Source organism: Streptomyces sp. NPDC050619, assembly GCF_040654815.1.
GTDB lineage: Bacteria > Actinomycetota > Actinomycetes > Streptomycetales > Streptomycetaceae > Streptomyces.
This window is the reverse complement of the sequence record NZ_JBFAIR010000008.1, coordinates 140,752-159,694: the sequence shown is the minus strand read 5'-3', so window position 1 is coordinate 159,694 and position 18,943 is coordinate 140,752. Positions and strand designations below refer to the sequence as shown.

The following is an 18,943-nucleotide window of genomic DNA, read 5'->3' as shown; positions in this document are numbered from 1 at the left end:
CGCGACCACCACCCCGAGGGGGAAACAACGATGCCCACGATGTCGTCCACGACTCCGGATCTCACGCCCGACTACGAAGCCCTAGTCCAGCACTTCGACGAGTTCGCCGCCGCAGAAGTCGCTCCCCGAGTCCAGCGCATGGAGTCCTCCCCTCAAACCGTGGAACGCGACCTGGCCCTGCTCATGGCCGAGCAGGGCTGGTTCGGCGCCACGATCCCCCGCCAGTACGGCGGCATGCACGCGGGACATCTCGCCAAAACCCTCATGATCCAAAGCATGGCGCGGACCTCAGGCGCGGTCGGCGCCATCCTGCAGGCGAGCCAGCTGCCCGTATCCATGATCATCCACTTCGGCAGCGACGCACAGAAGGCCCTGCTACTCCCCCAGATCGCCTCCGGGGACACACTGCTGTCGATCGCGGTGACCGAAGAGGACACCGGCAGCCATGTGCTCGGCATGGAGACCACCGCCCGCCGCGACGGCAACGACTGGATCATCGACGGCAGCAAGGTCCACATCGGCAACAGCCACATCGCCCACGTCCACTGCGTCGTGGCCCGCACCGGCTCCGCCGACACGGCCGGCTCGCGCGCCCTGACCGCCTTCCTCGTCGAACACGACCGCGACGGACTGACCCTCGAACCGCACCGACCCTCCCTCGGCCTGCACGGCTTCAGCTTCGGCAAGCTCACCTTCGACGGCGTCCGAATACCCGACGCCAACGTGATTGGCGAAGTAGGCGATGGCAAAGACATCGCCTACAGCAGCAGCATCCTCTACGGCCGGCCCAACCTCGCCGCGGTGTCCCTCGGTATCCACGAAGCGATCATGGAATGCGCGGCCGGCTTCCTTGAGGGCCGCCGCCGCTACAACGGAACCCTCGCTGACCTCGCCGTCCTGCGCGACCGGGTCGGCGACATGAAGTCCCGTCTGATGGGCAGCCGCGAGCTCGCCTACCTCGCCGTACGCATGCTCGACTCCGGCCGCACCTGTGACGACCGGCTCATCAACTCCAAGTACCTCAACCACAAATGGGCCGTTCAATCGGGCCAGGACGCCATGGAACTGCACGGCGCCCACGCCCTGCGCACGGACTACCCCCTCCAGCGGCTATGGCGGGACGTCCAGCACACCTACTCGCCCGCCGGAACCGGTGAAGTACAGCGCCAGCGCCTGGCCGAAACCGAGCTCGGCGCCCCTCCCGTCCAGTGGTCCGAACGACTCGCGGCCAAAACCTCGCTCTTCCTCCCCAACAACACCGCCACCTGACTCCAGGCACCCGCGCCCTCCTCCACGACAAACGGAGCGGGAACCCCCGACGGCCCTGTCTGCCTCCAGGACCTGCCGCCCGATCCAAGCTCCACCCGTCGCATCGGGCCTGCCGACAGCACGGCCGGCCATGGAATAGCTCACGTACAGCGGCTCTCCCACCCCACCTCCTACTCAACCGACACGGAGCACCTCCATGACGAGCACAACTCGCGCCACACGTACGGCCGACACGGATGTGTCCGCGCTGTTGATCGAGGCGCGGCGGGAGCTGGACAGCATCGCGAACCGGGGCATCGTCTCCGCCCCACGTGCCGTCGCCGACGCTCTCATCACACTGAAGGAACTCGCCCCCACTCTGATCCCGCATGCCCGCACCCTCGCCGCAGGGCTCGGCGACGGGGAACGCTCCGAACTCCACGAGCTGATTAAGCGGACCGAGGCCCGCTCCAACTCCCGGCCGCGGGCGGACCTCGCGTACGAACACCTGCTGGTGCTGGTCAGCCAGTTGCAGGAGCTGCTGCGCTGGCTGGAGCGAGCGCACGGCATCTCGTGTCGGCGCACGCAGGCAACCGCCGCCAGGCGCCGCAGCAACCAAGACTCCATCAGACCACAGATGTAGCGCCCTGCACGTGGCTGTATGCGGTGCCCGGTCCTCTGCAGTTGCCGTCTGCCTCGCCCCTTTCACCGGCAAATGACACTGCTCGACGAGCCGGGAATGCCCAATGGAAATCTCCGCAGCATTCGCGGCCGAGCCATGAAGCCTCGGTTTCCCGAAGCGCCGCTCACACCAGACCGACCACCATGCTCACGCACCGCAGCCCGCCTAAACCGCGCTGGGGCGCCGACAACGGCGGCCCACCAAATGCCGCACCTCGACATCGTACGAAGAGGAATCCGTGCCCACCCCTGTCATCGATCACACCGACAGCGCTGTACCGCAGCTGTGGCCGCACCAGCAGGAGCTGGTCTCCGCCGCCGCCCGCACGCTCAGCACCGAGCCCCGGACCACGGGCGTTATGGCGTGCGGTCTCGGCAAGACGCGCGCCGCCTGCGAAGTCGCGCACCTCGTCGCTGCCGACGACCGCGTGTTGATTGTCGCGCCCACCATCGACCTGGTCGGTCAGATCCTGCGCGACTGGAAGGACTACCGAGGCGCCGCCCATCTTGGCCGCGTCGTCGCCGTGTGCTCCGACGACAGTGTCCTCCTGGACCACGACGGCTGGCCGCTGGTCCCCCAGCCGACGATGGTGACCACCAGTCCGCAGCAGCTCACCGACTTCACCAAGGGCCCCGGCCGGGTGACCGTGGCCATCACCTATCAGAGCCTGCCGACACTGGCCGCAGCCCATGCCCACCACGATCTCCCGCCCTGGCGCTTGATGATCATCGACGAAGCACACCGCAGTGCCGGAGCCGCCGGAAAGGCATGGGGCCTCGTCCACGACGACGTCGCCCTGCCTGCCGAACGCCGCCTGTATCTGACCGCGACCCCGCTGATCACCGGCGAAACAGCAGTCAGCATGGACGACCCGAAGATCTACGGACCCATCTGCAAGAACATCCCGTTCTCCCGCGGCATCGAGCTGGGCGTGCTCGCCGACTACCGCCTCATCGTCGCCGTGGCCACCAGCCGAGAGGTACGGGCGCTCGCCGAGGAAGATACCCACTTCCGCGTCGGGCGGTCCGGGATGTCCGCCGCCATGCTGGCCCGGCAGATCGCGGTCCTGCGCGCGGCACGTGAACACGACATCAGGAACTTGATCACCTTCCACCACCGCGTCACCGACGCCAAGTGGTTCGCCGCGACACTCCCGGCCGTCGCCAGCCTCCTCGACCCCGCCGAACGCCCTGCCGGATCGCTCTGGGCCGGCCACGTCCACGGCGGTCAGCAGGGCCATGAACGACGCGAGATCCTGGAACGGCTCCGCACCCGCGAGAACAGCCTGAAGGTGGTCTCCAACGCGCGGGTGCTCACTGAGGGGGTCGACGCGCCGGACGTCGACGGAGTCGCCTTCCTCGATCCCCGCGAGTCGGTCATTGACATCATCCAGGGCCTCGGACGCGCCATGCGCACCGGAGGCCGCACCGACAAGGTCGCGTCCGTGATCGTCCCGCTCCTCCTCGAAGACGGCGACGACCCCGAAGAGGTTTTGCTGGGCACGAAGTTCGGGCCGGTCCTGCGGGTCGCCCAGGCTCTCCGGGCCACAGACGACACCCTCGGCAGACGGCTCGACAGCGCACGGCAGGCCCTGGGCGCCCACGACAACAGCAGTCTGGACCTCGACAGGCGGGACGACGCCGATCCGCACAGAACCCTTCCCGACTGGCTGAGTTTCAGCGGGCTTCCCGTGCCGCCGAACTTCGCCCGCGCCATCTCCGTACGGATCGTCCGGTCCGCCAGCAGCGGCTGGGCGGAGGGAACCGCGGCCTGCGCCGCCTACCGCGAAACGCACGGCGACCTGGAGCCTCCCCGCGGCTGGACGACCGCGGAGGGACTTCCCCTCTACAGCTGGCTCGAACACCAGAAGACCCGCTATCGCGACGGCCGGATGACGCCACAGGAGATCACCGAACTCGAAGGGCTCGGCATCGTCTGGAACAAGCACGACCGCGTCTGGGAGCAATTCCTCGCGGACCTCATCACATTCCGCGAGGAGCACGGACACCTCGACGTTCCCCAGAAATACGTAACACCGGCCGGCCGGCCCCTCGGAACTCAGGTGACCACCCGGCGAACGACCTGGGAGGAACTGGGCGCCGAGCGTCAAGCCGAACTCCTCGAACTCGGCTTCATCCGCGACCGGCTCGAACACTACTGGAACCAAGGCTTCGCGGCCTGGCTGGAGTTCACGAAGGAACATGGCCACCCGATCGTCCCGCGTGATCACACTACCGCCAGCGGAGTGAAACTCGGCAACTGGCGCATCGAACAGCTCAAGAAACTCAAGGCCGGCGACCTGCCGCCGGAACGCGCCCAGCGCATAACAGCCAACCACCTCCATCTCGACGGACGCGAGGTGCACGAACAGCGGCATCTAAAGGCGCTCAGGGACTACCGCCAGGCACAGGGACACACCGAGGTGCCCTACGACCACGTCACAGCCGACGGGCTGAAACTCGGGTACTGGCTGGGCCATCAGAGAAAGAAGCTGCGCAACAACACCATCAGCGCAGACCTGGCCCGGGAATTCTCCCGGCTTGGCGTACGAGCCGTACTCCGCAAACCACCAGGACGCGGATGATGCCGAAACCTCCAGCCAGCATGCCGATCGGCCCGGACGACGCAGGGCCCCAAGCGGAGCACGGCAGCCGAGCCGGACCCGTCACGGCCCGAGGCGAGAAGCAGACCCTCAAGCGCTCACACAAGGCGACGGCCGTCGCCTGTGCGCAGGAAACCGTCCACAACCCTCACCACCGAAACTTACGGAGCCCGTCATGACCGAGGAGACGCAGGAACCCGTTCAAGAACCCGCCTCCCCGCCGCATAGGCGTCCATGCCCTCATCACGCTAGGCACCCAACTGCTGATGGTCAGCCGCCCCTACGCCGTCGCCGTCTCCCAGTGGGGGCTTCCGGGCGGCACGGCAGCCGCGAACGAGCTGCCCAGGCGCGCTCTGAGCCGCCACCTCGACGAGAGGCTGAGTTTACGTGCCAGCGCCGGACACATCCTTGTCATGAATCACGTCCCCGAGCAGCCGGGACACCACCGCGAAGGCACCAACTACGTCTACGAGGTGCTTCTCCCCGACGTCGAGCCGGCGGTCACCGAATCCGGCCGCTTCGGCGAATTGCGCTGGGTGGCGTGCCGAGGGAGCCGCTACGCAGTCGACCACTCCCTGCGGCGGATCAAGCAGAGTCTGCTGGCCGCCGAGACCGGGCAGTTTGCCGAGCTGCTCCTCGGCGTACCGCTCTGCAACAGCGGCGCCACCACCCTCAACGCATAGCCCCGGATTCGATAGCGCTTTCTCCCTCTCATGGGTCGCCGGAGTAATCCTTCGCGGCGATTCGGTCACGACCGCCATCTCGCACAACAGGGGTGCACGGGGGTGCCGTCCGGCCGTGGGCAGGGACGCGGCTCAAACACACGTGTTCCAAAGGGCAGTCAGCTCGTCGTCTCGATCATCATCAGTCATCCCCAACCAGCCTGCAGGTCGCGCTGTTGGGGGATGCCCACCGGTGGCCGCCGAACCCGCCGGGCACCGGTACGCCACCTCTGTTTCGTCCGATGAACCGTAGGAGGATTCATGACCCCCGCCCCGTCTTCGCCCGCCCTCTGCCCGGACGGCCCAAGACCATCCGGACGACCGCCCGTTTCAATGTGCAGGCTGATGGCCTTGCTGCCTCGGTGGGGATCGCGGACATGTCACGCCCGACACCGAGGTGGGGGCATGACCGACCCGGAACTTCCCATCGGCGCCGCTTCGTGCCTGGGCCGAGAACACCCTGGGCACGCTGGCCGCCGTACGCAACGTCTCGCCCGATTCGTCGCCAACGGCTCTGTGGTATGTGGTCCGCAGGTCTGACAACACCCGCTTCCATCTCAAGACCGCCCCGTCGCCAGGGGCCTTCACCCGGGAGAGGACCGCTTACCGCCCGTGGACGCACGCGCTCGGCTGGCACGCGCCGAGCCTGGTGGCCGCCGACGCATCGCTGCAAACGATCGTGGTGACCGCCCTGCCGGGCCGCAGCCTGCACGGCGCCACCCTGCCCCCGGCGACCGAGGTGCGGGTGCACCGCGGGCTCGGCGAGCTGACGGCCGCGTTCCACCACGGCGCGCCGCGTACGCGCTCTCTGGCATCCAGTTCGGCATGACCCACCACGACCCCGAACTCGTCGAGCACGGCAACCGCACTCTGGCCCGCCTCCACCAGCTCGCCCGTTCCTGACCCCACCCGCTCCCAACTCACGTGAAGAAGACACCCCGTTGGCCTACACCGAACACAAGGAATGGGACGAGCACTACGCCGAAGGGCAGGGTTTTCGGCAGCTCGGGGAGAGTGAGCGTGCCCTGCTGGCCGAGCACGCGCCCGCCCCAACCGACGGCGGCTGGGCTTTGGACATCGGCTGCTGGCTGGGGGGCCTAGGCGCACATCTGGCGTCGATGGGTTACACGGTCGATGCGGTGGACGGGGCGGAGAGCGCCCTCGCCCGTGCCGGTCAGGAGTCTGGGGTGCGGTGGCTGTGCCTGGACACCGAACACGACGGCCTTCAGCCCCTGCACGAGGACGGCTACGACCTGATCACCCTGCGGCTGGTGTATGCATTCTTGGGCGACCGCACCCGCGTCCTTGACGACCTTGGCCGCCTGCTGCGCGAGGGCGACGTGATCGTTGTGATCACGCCGCTTGCCGCGCACGCTCCCTCGGATCGGCGGGACATGGCCGTGGACAAGGACGAGATCAGCCTTCTGAGTTCCTGGTGGGAACACTTCCAGCGGTTCGATGCGGGCGGGCTGGCCGTACTGCTCCTGCGTGGCCCGCGCCAGGACCACGTCGAGGTGGCGGAGAAGGAACGGCCCTCTGGGACGCGGACAAGCTCTGACTCAGGCGCGGTACGGGCCCTGGACCTCGCACCGCCCGCCCAGTGACCTTGTCAGGGAACCGCCGACGAGCGCCCCTCCTGGCCCTGCATGATCGGAGAACGGATGGCACCCGCACCCCACGACTCCCCCGCCCCGCACGTCCCTGCCATGACAGACGCTGCCTACAGCGCCTCCCGGGCTGCGCTGTGGACCGGCGCAACCGTCCTGATCACGGACGCCGACGGCCGGATCCTCGTGGAACGTGTCGCCTACCGCCAGGTGCACCTGCTGCCCGGCGGCGCGCTCGACGCACACGAAGCCCCCTTGCCGGCCGCAGTCCGGGAACTGCGCGAAGAACTCGGCGTCCAGACCTCGCTGTCCCGCGGCCTGGTCGTCGACTGGGTCCCCACCACGCCCCGCTTCGATCCCGCCCTGCACTTCCCCGGCGAGATCATCTACGTGTACGACGGCGGCACGTGGAGCGCCGATCAGGTCGCCGCCATCCGCCTGCCCGCTCACGAAGTCCTGGAGATCGCCTTCGTCGAACCCGCCCGCCTGCCCGCGCTCATGGAACCCGGCGATGCCCGTCGCGCCCTGGCCGCACTCCGCGCCCGCATCAACACCGCAGGCACCGTCCTGCTGGAAGACGGCTACCCCACCGCCCCCACGCCGCTGGACCGGCTTCAGGTGCTGCGTACCCCGCGCAAGCCGCAACGATGGCCCTGGCACACAGGCTGTGTGCCCGCCGCGCTGCCTGTTGTGCAGAGCTGGGGGTGGCTGTTCGCGCCGGACGGCCGCATCCTCATCCTGATCGGCTCCGACACCGGGTCCGCCTGCCTGCCCGGCGGCACGCTCAAACCCGCAGACCGCGGCGATCCAGCGGCCACCCTGCGCCGGAAGGCCCACGAGGAAGCCGCCCTCCGCATCGGCGACCCCCTGACCCTCGGCTACCTCCACGACAACACCACCAACACCCCTACGGCTCCCGGACCCTGCGCCCGGGTACGGATGGCAGCCTGCCTCACCCACGTGGGCCCCTCCAGGTGCGACCAGGCCACCGGGCAGACCTACGCCCGGCTCCTCGCCACCCCCGAACAGGCCACCGAGCTCTTCGACTGGGGCAGCGAAGCCGCCGGCCAGCTCGCCGCGGTCCACACCGCCCGGGAGCGACTCGGCCTGCCCAGGGCCCCGCGCCAAGCGATCACCGAACTGCCCCATGACGGCGGCTCCTTGTGAGCGCCACTGCCACCGCCGGGCCGACAACACGGTCCGTGCGCGCCGCCCGTCCGCACCGCGCGCGGCCCCCGCCGGCGTTCCCGACAGCCGACACCACTACCCCCCTGCTTTCACACGCCCTGGGAGAGGACCGTGCGCACGATACGTCTCGCCAACCTCAATGCCTACAAGCTCCAGCTCAACGCCCGTGGCCGCACCGAGTGGAACGCGCGCGTCACCGCCGTCCGCGAACTCGCACCCGGCTTCCTCGGACTCCAGGAGGTTGTGGTCGACGAGGCCACAACACCCCGTGACCAGTGGGATGCCATCGCCGCCCAGACCATCACCGCCTTCGCCGAGGACTGCGGACTGACCGCCACCATCCCCGCAACCCCAGGACACCCGCACGGAGCGGCGATGGCCGCCAACGCCCATCGCGCCTGGTACACCGCCGTGTTGTGGAATCCCCACGCGGCCGGCTTCGTCCCGGGCAGCTACCGGCCCTACGGTGCCCTCGACTTCTGGCACGGCTTCACCACCGCCGGCTTCGACCTCGGCAACGGCGAACCGGTCCTCGTCGCCTCCTACCAGGGCCATCCCATCAACAAGGACGTCCGCCTCGGCGAAGCCTGGCGCATCAAGAGCATCTACCGGACGACCGGCGGTGCGAAGCCCGGTTTCGTGATGGGTGACTTCAACGCGCTCTCCGCCGCTCAAGTCCTGGGCCTTGACGGTCAGCTGCGCTACTACGACGACGAGACGTACCGCGACCAGGACCACGACGACCTGGAGTACCAGGTACTGGAGGGCACGATCGGCGACGAGCAACTGGCCGACCGGCGGCAGACCGCCGCCCTACTCCGCCGCGGCTTCATGGTCGACGCAGCCGCCCATCTCATGCTGCCCTGGCACGCGACGACCGGCCACTGGAAGGACGGCCAGGGCGACCCCGACCCGTGGGGCGAGCGCCGGATTGACCTGATCCTGGCCACCCGCCCGGTCGCCCCCGCGTTGACGGCGTACGGAGTCCACGACAGCAAGGCGGCGCGGGCCGGATCAGACCATCTGATGCCCTGGGTCGACCTCAACCCCGCCAAGATCACTGCAGAGGAGACTGGCCGATGAGGCGGTTCCTGACCGAGAAGCGGCTATGGGCCGCGGCGGACGCGCCGGACGAGGAGCGGATCCGGCCGCACGTGTTGTGGCTGCCGCACGATCAGCCCCAGGTCATTGAGTACTTCACCCGCGTGCGCGACATCCTGGACCGCTACCCCGATGTGATCACGCCGGTCGCCGAGCCCGACCTGCACATGACTGCCCAGAAGATCAATCCTCTCGACGGCAACGGCAGGCGCGTGGACGAGCAGCGGCTCCACGACGCCGCCCCCGCCCTCCAGTACGAACTGTCCGGCCTGGCACCAATCGACATCGAGATCGGCCCACCCCGCGCCTCCGCCTCCGCCGCCGTGACCGATGTCTGGCCAGAGCCCGGCTTGCACGAGTGCTACCTCCGCGTACGGACTGGTCTCCTCGCCGCCGGTCTGACCCTGCCACCCGAGGAGACCTATCACTGGGGTCACATGAGCGCCGGCTACGGCCTGACGGACACCGACACGCCCGAGCTGGCGAAGCGTTCGGACCACCTGGCCTCCGAACTCGGCCGGGGGCTTCGCCCAGGCAGCCGTGTATCGGCGACCGTATCCTCCCTGTGGCTCGTCCTGGAGAAGCAACATCCCGACGCCAACACCTACACCTTCCGCCGCATTCGCGAAATCCACCTCGGCCGCCCCAGGCAATAGTCGACGCGGTGCATCTCATCGATGTCGCCGTAGACGCCCAAGCCAAAACGATCACGTGGGAAGCCCTGGCGAAGATACCCCTCGGCGTGTGATCTCCGGCCCACCGGTAACAACGATCCCGGCCAACCCTCAACCCGAAGATGAATCCATTGAGAACAAAAGTGATATAGAACAAGTGGATCGTGGTCGAGAAGTCGACGGTACCCAAGCAGCCCAGCGGTGACGGTGAGGACCGCCTCGCCCTCGCCTGCAACGGCGAGACCCTCACCCTTGGTGCTGTCGTGGACGGCGCGAACAAGAGTGGCCGTGACTACGGCGGAAAGACGGGCGGCGCACGGGCCGCAGAGTGCGTTGCCGATACGCTGCAGACCCTCCCGGCCGACTCGGCCCCGGCCGCCGCTCTCGACGCGGTCACTGATCAACTCGCCGACCTACGCCGGGACTGGTCGATCTCGGCGGACGACTTGCTGGCACCCAGCGCCGTCGCCGCCGTTCTCCTCCCGGAGCGCGGCCAGATCTGGCGCGTCGGCGACGTCCACGTCGCAATCCGCCGCGACGACCACTGGGAAACCCACCCTGCGGACAAGAAGATCGACCGAGCTGTAGCCGGCGCGCGGGCGGCACTGTTGCACTGCCGGCTGGCCCAGGGCGACAGCATGGACGCGCTCGCCGCAACTGACCCCGGACGGGAGATGATCATGCCCATTCTCAGGGCCCAGAATGTCTTGGCCAACACCGACGGTGACAATCCGCTCGGCTTCGGGGTGCTGGACGGACGTCGGGTTCCGCCGCGCTACCTGGAAGTGTTCAACCTGGACGAGAGCGTCACCGAGGTGGTGCTCGCGTCCGACGGCTACCTGTCGGCCGCGCCGACCTTGAAAGAGGCCGAGGCCAACCTTTCCGCCTCTCTCACCTCAGACCCGCTGCGTATCGGCGAGCATGCCTCGACCAAGGCGGTAAGCCCGGGGGCAAGCAGCTACGACGACCGCACCTACATCCGTGTACGCGTCGGACAGTGAACCGAAGAGGCCGACGACGTCCCTCGACGCACGCGACGCCATGAGAACAACCCATGCGATCCGATCATGATGTCGAAGGGCTCTACGTCCGCGAGACGCTGGCCCAGCTCAGCTACGAGGGCGTCGCGTTCGGCCGGAGAGAAGAGCCTGCTCCCGCACGGTCGGTGATCTGGTCGTGATGTGCAGCCAGCGATGTTCGACTGGGATGACGGGGAATCCGGTGTCCAGAAGGGTCTGGTTCGAGTCCGTGACCAGCTGGGTGAGGGCATCATGGCGGGGGTCGTCCCAGTCCACCTCGACGTACCAGTGGGGTCCCGGAGTCTCAAGACACCCTTCGCTGCTTGAAGTTGAAGGGTCGCATAGATCGGAAACGTTGTCGCGGACGCCTCCAGGGGGTGTTGGTTGTGGCCCGTGTTCGTCGGCGGCATCATGCGTTGCGAACTTCGGCGCCGCCGACCTTCGCTCATGGGCAGGTGCCCGCTGGAGACCGGTACGGCCTATCGAAGGGGGAACTTGCGCGATGCAGGACGAGGGGCAGGAACTGCGGGCGATTCTCGGTGAGGAACAGATCGCGCTGCTCAGCAGAGTGAATCAGCTGGCGGAGATGGCCGAGGAGGCGTTCCTAGAAACGGTGATGGCCGAAGCCAAGGGCCGGGCAGACCCGGTCACCGCGCTCGCCCTGCGCCACCCCGACATGCGCGTACGCTGGCTCAAGGCCATCAAGTCCGCGATCACGGCCCTTGACCGCCAGTTCGCGCAGAACAAGGACGATCCGGACGCGAAGGACTGGCGCAAGAGGGCCAACACCGTGCACAGCTCGCTGCGGCAACGCAAGTACGAAGCCGAAGCCGCCAACCCTCGCAACCGGCACAAGGCAGAGGCCCCGGAGCGGCGGGAACGGCGGCTGGAGGAATCCGCCGCTGAGCGCCGGCGTCGCGGCGAGGTCGGCCAGCTCGCGGTCCAGCGCCTGCGGGAAGCCCACCCGGAAGAGTTCGATGCCTATCTCGCCGAGGAATACCACAAGGCCGACATCAAGCTGCCCGACGCCCTGGCCCGTCGCATCGCCTCCGGCTCGGACGACAGTCATGAGCCTCAAACGGGCCACGGCCCACTGGTTCCTTCTCGGCCTGGCCGCCAGATGCCACTGAATGTCAGACCCCTGAGTCACCATGAGAGGGCGGTATGAGACTTGATGCCCGACTCTTCGTTTCGCCCGGGGTGGGCGGGCAGGTCGCGGCGGCGCCGGACGGCTACGGCCGGGGCAGGGTGAACAAGCCCTGCTCGGTCTCGACCAGGATCGCGCGGTCGGTCAGCCGCTTGAGCTTCAGGCGGATGTTGTTGATGTTGTTGGGCGCGACCGTCAGGTCCATCGCCTCGCAAACCTGCCGCGCCCGCAGTGGATGGTCGGCCGCGGCGAACACCGCCATGATCTGCTGGTAGGCCGGATGGTCCGGCAGTTTCGGTGCCGGCGGCGCGGACGGTCGCGGGTCGGGCAGCTCCAGCAGTGTCTTGCGAGTGATCCGGACTTCCTCGGCGGCCCGGTCGAGTTCGTTGAGCTGTGCGGTCAGCTGCGCGATCTGCTCCTTCGTCGCCTCGGCCTGCGCGGTGATCTCTCGCTCCCGCTCCTCCAGCCGTGCCAGCACCGCCCTGAGCGTCAGCTCTCCGCCGGTCATGCGGTGCGCCAGGCCGGCGTGGTCGCCCCGGTCAACCGGCGCAATATCACCGCGGTCATCGCCCAGTACACCCGCGACTCCGAACTGCGGGGCCGGTGTTCATAGTCGCGCACCAGCCTGCGGGACAGCATCAAGATCCCGTAGGTCTGCTCGACCCTCCACCGCTTCGGCTGTGGGACGAACCCCGTCTCCTGCGGGTTGCGTTCGACGATTTCCACGTCGATCCCGAGCGAGGCGCCATGGACGACCACGGTGTTCTTGAAGCCCTGATCGACCAGAGCCTTCTCCACGGTGTCGGTGTCGGCGGCGACCTTGTCCAGCAGCGCGATACCGACGGCGTTCTCGTGCGCCGATGCGGCCGCCACGACCACCGCGATCACCAGGCCCAGCACGTCAACGGCCAGGCCGCGCTTGCGGCCCGGTACTTTTTTTGCCGCATCACGCCCCGTCGACTCAGCGGGCACTCCGGCCGCCGCGTGCACGCTCTGCGTATCGAGTACCACCAGGCTCGGGTCCGCCTTCCGGCCCGTCTGTTCCCGCACCTGCCAGCGCAGCAGGTCGTGAATGGTCTGGTCGGTGCCGTCGTCGCGCCAGATATAGAAGTAGTACTTCACCGCGCCGGGCGGCGGAAAGTCGTGCGGAAGCAAGTCCCACTGACAACCGGTCCGGCCCTGGTAGAGCAGCGCGTTGACGATCTCCCGCATCTCGTACCGGCCCTGATGGCCGCTGACCGAGGGATGCGCACCCTTCCACGCGATGATCACCGGCTCGACCAACGCCCACTGCTCATCGCTCAGGTCGGTCTTGTAGGACTTGCGCTCGCTCACGGCGACCAGCCCAGCACGCCCATGGCCTCCAACCGGCCGGGATACCGCACCGCCACACGTTCAGGTGACGACAAAAGACCTATGCACTCACATACCGCCCTCTGAAGGCCATGAGCGACCACACCATCAAGGACCGGCAGATCCCGACCCACGCAGAGGCGGTCGGGCCCGGCTGGGTTCCGCTGCTGGCTCGGCTGCACACCGACTTGCCGGAGCTCGTCCCCGACTACCAAGTCGAGGACATCAGCGCCGAGCTCTTACGACTGCGCCTGGTACTCGCGGACCGGTTCGATCCCGAGGCGAGTTCGACGGAGAATTCGCTGACACCTCGGGTGCGCTCGTTGACGCTGCGGCACCGCATACCTCACAGCGAACCTGTGAGGTATGCGGTGCCGCAGGCCATTCGCGACTGCGGGACGATGATCTAGGCACCTTCATCCGTACCCTGTGCGACGACTGCCGCTCCTCGCACCGAATGCCCCGACGGAACTCGGCCTCGCCCAGCTGCGTGATGGCGGCCCGCACCAGGTACATCGAGGCGGTCACGCCGCTGAAGACCTGCCCAAACCCGGTGGTCGGCAGCGCCGCGGGGGCCGATGGCGAAGTTGGCCGCCGCGATCGTCGCCTGCTACCCCAGCAGCGCCGTGTCCGCGTGCTCTGCTGCGCAGCCACGCCTTCGGCTCCGCCACAGCCAGCTGCAGTTGCTCCGGCGCGTACGCGTTGGCTCCACCCATCGCCTCCTTCTCCCTAGCGGCGAGCACTAGGGTCCGTCTTCAAACGACTCTCGCCCAGAACAGGAACGATGCGAGAGTGACCGCTGCCTCGTATGAGGTGGCAGTCTTCTCGTATCGGGTGGCGAAGCCACGGAAGCCTTTGAGCTGATTGAAGCAGCGTTCGACGAGGTTGCGCCGGCGGTAGATCTCCCAGCTGAAGCCTGGTGGCCGGCCACCGCGGCTCCCGCGGTGCTGCCGTTGCCGCTGCTGGTCGGTCTTTTCCGGGATCGCGTGCGCGATGCCACGTCGCCGCAGGTAGTTGCGGAAGCCGCGAGAGCTGTATGCCTTGTCGGCGATCACATGGTCGGGGCGGCGGCGTGGTCGCCCCGGGCCGGTGTGGAGAACGTGGCGGCGGCTACCGGGCCACTTCCACGGTGAACTCCTCGTTCGGGCAGTCGGCCAGTAGGTCCTCGATAGCCTTCCGCTCGGTCTCGTCGACGGACAGCCCCCACCGGGTCTTCACCACGACCCAATTGGTGTTGTACGCACACCAGTTGCCTTTCGCCGGCGGCTGCCACTGTGAGGGATCCTTTTCTCCCTTAGAGCGGTTACTGCTGCCGGAGACCGCGATCAGGGAGCGCGGGTCGTCGAGGTCGTTGGCGAAGTCCTGGCGCTCCCGGGCGGTCCAGCCGGTGGCACCGCTGTCCCATGCCTCGCCCAGCGGGACCATGTGGTCGGCATCAAGACCGCCCGGCCCGTTGATGTATTTGTCGTCGTAGGCGCTGTACCAGCGTCCGCCGGTCAGCTTGCAGCGCTCTCCCTGCTCCGGCGTTTCGACGGCCTCCTCCAGGAGCAGCTCCTTCCGGGCATCGCAGCCGTCGCGGTCGGCGTCAATCCAGTGCCGGAAGTAGCTGCGCTTGTACGGGGTCGTGTCCTCCTCGGCTACGTCAAGCGTGTCCAGCGCATCGCGGACGGTCAGGGTGACGGTGTCCCCGGGCGCGGCGGCCCGGGCGGGGACAGCGTGGGCGGAGGCGGGAAGGAGCAGAGCAGCGGCAGTGATGGCGGACGCGGCGGTACGGCGCACAGGTGTCCCCTCGAAGAACCGACAAGGTGCGGCTTTTCTATCGGCGTGATGCGGCGACGCGCCCGGGATCAGCTGCACATCCACCGGATCGAGCGCATTACCGAGGGAACGCAACTGCTCGCCGATCCCTCGTCGCAGGCGGTGGTGCACACGACAGGATGTCCGAGACAGAGGTGGACCGGCCGGGTGAGGCATGGCTCGGTGAACTGGGCCCTGCGAGCAACAGGTCCGCAAGCGATGGGCACGGACAGCTGCTGACGATGCTTTCTGGAGCCGCCGGGTTTGACGGACGGCGGGCTGCAAGCCTCGTAGGCTGAGGCGGGTACGGTGCCGTTCCCCCGTCGGAACCGCACCCCGCTGCCACTTCTCGAAGAGCGAGAGCGCGGTCTCCTCTGCGGGCAGGTCTGGACGGGCGATGCCGAGCCTAACGGTGGGCCTGCACCGTCCGGCCCGTCACGGGCCGACGTGGACGCCGACTTCAGCCCGCCTCGGGCTCGGCCGGGATGACGGCCGGCATTCGTTGGCTGCCTCACCCTGTTCCGCGGAGCATCTCACCATCACCTTGGTCCTCGCCCGCAGCACCTCCGCCGCCCCCATCTCATACCCGCACCTCGCCGACATCCTGGGCGTCCCTCTGGGCGCCCAGCCGCCGCTCACCGAAGCAGCCCACGGCGTACTCGTCGACCGCAACAACCGCGGTCTGTCCCTGCCCGCGAGCGGCCCGGACGCCCGCCAGGTGGGCTCGGTCTTCCTTAATCCGACCATCACGGACAACCAGGCCCGAGCCGTGCGGGCCGCCGGCGGCCCGGTCAACCGCTCTCAGGGCAGCGGGCTGTAAGCCAGCGCGGGCTGGCTCCTGGAAAGTGCCGGGTACCGACCCCGGCGCCCAGGTCGCCCCCCGGCGTGTACTGCTCCTCCCGCCGGCCCCTGACACTCACCGCGCGCCGCGGCGCCACCAGCACTTCCTTCGACGCCGCCCTACGGACGCTGGCGGCCTGCTCTTCTCCAAAACAACCATCCGGCTCACGCACCAGCACGACTGGGCTATAACGCTCGTTCTCGCGACCGAGGACGAGACCTTATCGAACCAGGAGCAGACCACACACCGGGTGGTGCTGGCCGAGTTCGAGTCCTGGGTGGAGCAGAACCTGGACCGCCGCCACCTCAACGATGTAGATGTCGCATTGAGCGAGCACGGCTGCCTGACCGACGTCGGCCGCTGGGTGTACACGCAGTGGCACGAGCGCCTTCCCCGCCTGCACGAAGTCGTCGTCCAGGGGCCCAAGGACTCCACCAGAGAGACGGATGAATTCGGTTTCCCCGTACGTCAGTGGACGAAGTACACGTACCGCCCGGAGGGCTGCGCGGCCTGATTCCACCGGGCTTCGTTGCGGGCGGCCCCGGCGCAGCAGTCGCCGAGCGGCTGCCCGCACTCGTAGCCGCTGCCGCACGCGCCGGTAGCAAGGCCCAGCAGCCAGTCGCTATCCGGAAGCGCGTTGGCGGAAGGCGTTGCGGACATCGGTGAGCGGCTGGCGGTAGTTTGGCCAACCTGTAGCGCCCTGGTGAGTTGGGACGCACCTTCCTCCAGAACAGCCGCAAGTCTCTCGTCAAGATCAGTCGACTCGGCCAGAGCGGCTTCCAGGTCGGTCGACCCCTCCTTCAGGAGCTCCTCAAGGCGGTGATTCACCGGCGGATTCGCACTCACTCCGTAGCTCCCGAGTCTTCGTCGTCGTAGAGGAGTGCCGTCAGGAGCGTCCAGGCGTGCCGTCGCCCGGACGACTTCTTTTCGGAGCATTGGTCGGGTGGCCCGGGGCATCCCATCCCCGGGGGAGCGGACCCGGTGTCAGTGCCGTAGGCGACCATGGCGGGCATGCCGACGGAACCCGTCCCACCACTGAACGGCAGATCCCCGCCTGGGCCTCCACCGTCGGGCCCGGCTGGGCCACACTGCTCGACCAGCTCCACCAGGACCTCACCGCGCTCGCCCCGGACTACCAGATCGACTCACTCAGCAGCCGCTTCGGAGGACTCCGCATCTACCTCGCCGACCTCTTCGACGAAGACGGCGAATTCGACAGCGCCTTCGCTGACCGGGCCGGCGCCCTCGTCGACGCAGCCGAAGCCGCCTCCGAGAAGACCTGCGAGCAGTGCGGCCACTCCGGACGGCCCCGTTTCCACGGTGACCAGACCCGCACCTGGATTGTCACGCTGTGCGAGACCTGCCGCGCCCGATCGCGCACACCCCGGGTGCCGGACACCGCCGCCGCAGACCACCCGCCTCTTCGGTGCTGATGTAGGTTCGCATTTCGGATGACCCTTTCTCAGTGACGGTGGCCCCTGTCCGGCCCAAGGGACGGGACGAGGAGACGAACTTCTGTCCCGTCCCATCGGAGCTGGCAGGTTCTCAAGGAACTGGGTCGGATTCTCAAAGGGAGTGTCGCTGAGGGCTCGATTCTCACGGTACTTGTCAGTTCCGGCACTCGGGAGGTTGAGGATCTCCGCTGCTGCCCGGTCGATGTCCATCGAGAAGCCGCGATCGATTGAGACGCCGCACCCCGGCCGTCTCAGTCAAGTTGGCGACGCCGCAGCTCCCAACAAGATCATGAGAAACCTGCGCTGCGACAGGACAACTTCTGTCCTCTCGCACCGGATTCTCACTCGTTCTCGTTCGTGTTGTCGGGTTCTCATCGCGTGACACGCTGAGCGGTGCCGGTTGCTTCCTTCGCGGGGGGGGTGGGGAAACATCACTTCGACCTGATCGCCCTCAGGGAGCGGCACCCGGGCCCCGGGCAACCACACGCCCTCCGAGCCCACGCCGCCCTCGCCCTGACGCTCCGCGTCGCCCTCCGAACCGTCGCCTGCGATCCTCGCCCGCGAACTCGGCATCCGCGTCATCGTGGCCATCCAGTGGCAGCGGGCAGGCGGCGGAGACTGGGCCGCCTACGCCGCAGATGCCGGCCTGCACCGCCCGGAGCACCCGGCCTCCCGGGTGAGGAGCCGGGACTGGGCGGAAACACCCGAGCTGGGTTGTTGATCGATCAGCGCGACGCTGACGGCGCCGACCAGCCCCGAACTCCTCGATACCGCCACCGAGGCCGACTGCGGCAGTGAGAACCTGTCCCGGCAACAGAGGCCGCGATCAGATGGGGATCCGGGCCCACACTGCCTTGCCGTCACCTTCCACGGTCCACCCCCATGTGGACGACAGGCTTGCGACGACACCTAGCCCCCGCCCGCAGGTCTCCAGTTGGTCAGCAGTACTCGGGGCGGGTACCTGAGGGCTGGGATCCCTCACGATGCACATCACCGTTCGCGGGCTGGTGGCCAGTGCGAGCCACGCACCGTCTGCTGCCGCGGCCGTGTGCCGCACCGCGTTGCCAGTCAGTTCCCCCACCACCGTGACCACGTCGTCGACCACGTCCCCCAGGCCCCATCGGATGAGGTGGTGTCGGGTGAACTGCCGTGCCTGAGCCATCCCTTCACCAGTCGCAGCGATCTTGCTGGCAGCAAAGTTGCCGACAGAGATCCCCATGACCAACCCCCAGTCGAGGGCCTGCGTTTCGCCAGGGACCGCTACCCGGGCAGATCCAGCCAAACTGACAACCAGAGCGCCACGTCGGTGCTGCACAAATGTTCGCCCCCATTTGTCACATCAACGAACAGGAAGAACGCCCTTGCGGGGGACGGCGCGCATGAAAACCGCCCCCTAAGATCGACCGCATTCCATGCGCTCATGAAATTTCATGAGGCTTCAGAGCTCGCCTCGGCCTGCCCGTACCTGGATTGAGCGAGGCCGAGCCCTGAAGTCTGCGGCGACAACA

20 protein-coding genes and 1 pseudogene are annotated in these 18,943 nt (G+C 67.9%); 16 read left to right on the top strand and 5 right to left on the bottom strand.

Going from position 1 to position 18,943, the window contains the following annotated elements:
- The first annotated feature begins 39 nt into the window (after positions 1-39).
- The 12 genes from AB0I77_RS15930 (at position 40) to AB0I77_RS15875 (ending at position 12,011) form a co-directional block, all read left to right on the top strand.
- On the top strand, positions 40-1,269 hold the full coding sequence (locus tag AB0I77_RS15930; RefSeq protein WP_363283139.1) for an acyl-CoA dehydrogenase: 1,230 nt from the start codon (positions 40-42) through the stop codon (positions 1,267-1,269).
- A gap of 196 nt (positions 1,270-1,465) precedes the next feature.
- Positions 1,466-1,891, top strand: a complete 426-nt coding sequence (locus tag AB0I77_RS15925; protein ID WP_363283138.1) for a hypothetical protein — start codon at positions 1,466-1,468, stop codon at positions 1,889-1,891.
- Between the two features lie 277 nt (positions 1,892-2,168).
- Positions 2,169-4,514, top strand: a complete 2,346-nt coding sequence (locus AB0I77_RS15920) for a Helicase associated domain protein (protein ID WP_363283136.1) — start codon at positions 2,169-2,171, stop codon at positions 4,512-4,514.
- Between the two features lie 242 nt (positions 4,515-4,756).
- A complete protein-coding gene (locus AB0I77_RS15915) occupies positions 4,757-5,215 on the top strand; it encodes an NUDIX domain-containing protein (protein ID WP_363283257.1) in 459 nt (152 codons plus the stop codon).
- Positions 5,216-5,777: 562 nt separating this feature from the next.
- Positions 5,778-6,083 carry a hypothetical protein gene (locus AB0I77_RS15910; protein ID WP_363283135.1) on the top strand — a complete coding sequence of 102 codons (306 nt, stop codon included), beginning with the start codon at positions 5,778-5,780 and terminating at the stop codon, positions 6,081-6,083.
- Between the two features lie 112 nt (positions 6,084-6,195).
- Positions 6,196-6,858, top strand: coding sequence for a methyltransferase (locus AB0I77_RS15905; protein WP_363283134.1), 663 nt, complete (start codon positions 6,196-6,198; stop codon positions 6,856-6,858).
- Between the two features lie 102 nt (positions 6,859-6,960).
- A complete protein-coding gene (locus AB0I77_RS15900; protein WP_363283133.1) occupies positions 6,961-8,028 on the top strand; it encodes an NUDIX domain-containing protein in 1,068 nt (355 codons plus the stop codon).
- 132 nt (positions 8,029-8,160) lie between these two features.
- Positions 8,161-9,132 carry an endonuclease/exonuclease/phosphatase family protein gene (locus AB0I77_RS15895; RefSeq protein WP_363283132.1) on the top strand — a complete coding sequence of 324 codons (972 nt, stop codon included), beginning with the start codon at positions 8,161-8,163 and terminating at the stop codon, positions 9,130-9,132.
- On the top strand, positions 9,129-9,806 hold the full coding sequence (locus tag AB0I77_RS15890) for a hypothetical protein (protein ID WP_363283131.1): 678 nt from the start codon (positions 9,129-9,131) through the stop codon (positions 9,804-9,806). Before AB0I77_RS15895 ends, AB0I77_RS15890 begins: the two co-directional genes overlap by 4 nt.
- A 182-nt stretch (positions 9,807-9,988) precedes the next feature.
- Positions 9,989-10,825, top strand: coding sequence for a hypothetical protein (locus tag AB0I77_RS15885; protein WP_363283130.1), 837 nt, complete (start codon positions 9,989-9,991; stop codon positions 10,823-10,825).
- 53 nt (positions 10,826-10,878) lie between these two features.
- Positions 10,879-11,004 (top strand): hypothetical protein, encoded by a 126-nt coding sequence (locus AB0I77_RS15880; RefSeq protein ID WP_363283128.1) that lies wholly within the window; start codon positions 10,879-10,881, stop codon positions 11,002-11,004.
- 341 nt (positions 11,005-11,345) lie between these two features.
- Positions 11,346-12,011 (top strand): hypothetical protein, encoded by a 666-nt coding sequence (locus tag AB0I77_RS15875; protein ID WP_363283127.1) that lies wholly within the window; start codon positions 11,346-11,348, stop codon positions 12,009-12,011.
- Between the two features lie 64 nt (positions 12,012-12,075).
- On the opposite strand, the gene AB0I77_RS15870 is transcribed toward AB0I77_RS15875, so the two are convergent.
- Both AB0I77_RS15870 and AB0I77_RS15865 read right to left on the bottom strand, forming a co-directional pair.
- Positions 12,076-12,498, bottom strand: a complete 423-nt coding sequence (locus tag AB0I77_RS15870; RefSeq protein ID WP_363283126.1) for a hypothetical protein — start codon at positions 12,496-12,498, stop codon at positions 12,076-12,078.
- The gene (locus AB0I77_RS15865; protein WP_363283125.1) at positions 12,495-13,325 is read right to left on the bottom strand and encodes an IS5 family transposase; all 831 of its coding nucleotides are present in this window, start codon (positions 13,323-13,325) and stop codon (positions 12,495-12,497) included. The genes AB0I77_RS15870 and AB0I77_RS15865 overlap by 4 nt, the downstream gene beginning before the upstream one ends.
- 110 nt (positions 13,326-13,435) lie before the next feature.
- Here AB0I77_RS15865 and AB0I77_RS15860 point away from each other — a divergent pair, with 110 nt between their 5' ends.
- Positions 13,436-13,753 carry a hypothetical protein gene (locus AB0I77_RS15860; protein ID WP_363283124.1) on the top strand — a complete coding sequence of 106 codons (318 nt, stop codon included), beginning with the start codon at positions 13,436-13,438 and terminating at the stop codon, positions 13,751-13,753.
- 345 nt (positions 13,754-14,098) lie between these two features.
- Here the strand turns inward: AB0I77_RS15860 and AB0I77_RS15855 are convergent.
- Both AB0I77_RS15855 and AB0I77_RS15850 read right to left on the bottom strand, forming a co-directional pair.
- Positions 14,099-14,425: pseudogene (locus AB0I77_RS15855) on the bottom strand (transposase); the annotation flags it as partial.
- Between the two features lie 28 nt (positions 14,426-14,453).
- A complete protein-coding gene (locus tag AB0I77_RS15850) occupies positions 14,454-15,122 on the bottom strand; it encodes an HNH endonuclease family protein (RefSeq protein ID WP_363283123.1) in 669 nt (222 codons plus the stop codon).
- Positions 15,123-15,684: 562 nt separating this feature from the next.
- Between AB0I77_RS15850 and AB0I77_RS15845 the strand changes: the two genes are divergently transcribed.
- From AB0I77_RS15845 to AB0I77_RS15835, 3 genes are all read left to right on the top strand, one after another.
- Entirely contained in the window at positions 15,685-15,960 is a 276-nt protein-coding gene (locus tag AB0I77_RS15845; protein ID WP_363283122.1) for a hypothetical protein, read from the top strand.
- Between the two features lie 274 nt (positions 15,961-16,234).
- The gene (locus AB0I77_RS15840; protein WP_363283121.1) at positions 16,235-16,495 is read left to right on the top strand and encodes a hypothetical protein; all 261 of its coding nucleotides are present in this window, start codon (positions 16,235-16,237) and stop codon (positions 16,493-16,495) included.
- A gap of 388 nt (positions 16,496-16,883) precedes the next feature.
- A complete protein-coding gene (locus tag AB0I77_RS15835; RefSeq protein WP_363283120.1) occupies positions 16,884-17,414 on the top strand; it encodes a hypothetical protein in 531 nt (176 codons plus the stop codon).
- A gap of 847 nt (positions 17,415-18,261) precedes the next feature.
- Here the strand turns inward: AB0I77_RS15835 and AB0I77_RS15830 are convergent.
- Entirely contained in the window at positions 18,262-18,654 is a 393-nt protein-coding gene (locus AB0I77_RS15830; protein ID WP_363283119.1) for an ATP-binding protein, read from the bottom strand.
- Between the last annotated feature and the right edge of the window lie 289 nt (positions 18,655-18,943).

Coding starts and splice junctions, on each gene's coding strand:
- AB0I77_RS15930 (WP_363283139.1), top strand. CDS start 40: ATGTCGTCCACGACTCCGGATCTCACGCCCGACTACGAAGCCCTAGTC.
- AB0I77_RS15925 (WP_363283138.1), top strand. CDS start 1,466: ATGACGAGCACAACTCGCGCCACACGTACGGCCGACACGGATGTGTCC.
- AB0I77_RS15900 (WP_363283133.1), top strand. CDS start 6,961: ATGACAGACGCTGCCTACAGCGCCTCCCGGGCTGCGCTGTGGACCGGC.
- AB0I77_RS15890 (WP_363283131.1), top strand. CDS start 9,129: ATGAGGCGGTTCCTGACCGAGAAGCGGCTATGGGCCGCGGCGGACGCG.
- AB0I77_RS15880 (WP_363283128.1), top strand. CDS start 10,879: ATGCGATCCGATCATGATGTCGAAGGGCTCTACGTCCGCGAGACGCTG.
- AB0I77_RS15875 (WP_363283127.1), top strand. CDS start 11,346: ATGCAGGACGAGGGGCAGGAACTGCGGGCGATTCTCGGTGAGGAACAG.
- AB0I77_RS15870 (WP_363283126.1), bottom strand. CDS start 12,498: ATGACCGGCGGAGAGCTGACGCTCAGGGCGGTGCTGGCACGGCTGGAG.
- AB0I77_RS15860 (WP_363283124.1), top strand. CDS start 13,436: ATGAGCGACCACACCATCAAGGACCGGCAGATCCCGACCCACGCAGAG.
- AB0I77_RS15830 (WP_363283119.1), bottom strand. CDS start 18,654: ATGGGGATCTCTGTCGGCAACTTTGCTGCCAGCAAGATCGCTGCGACT.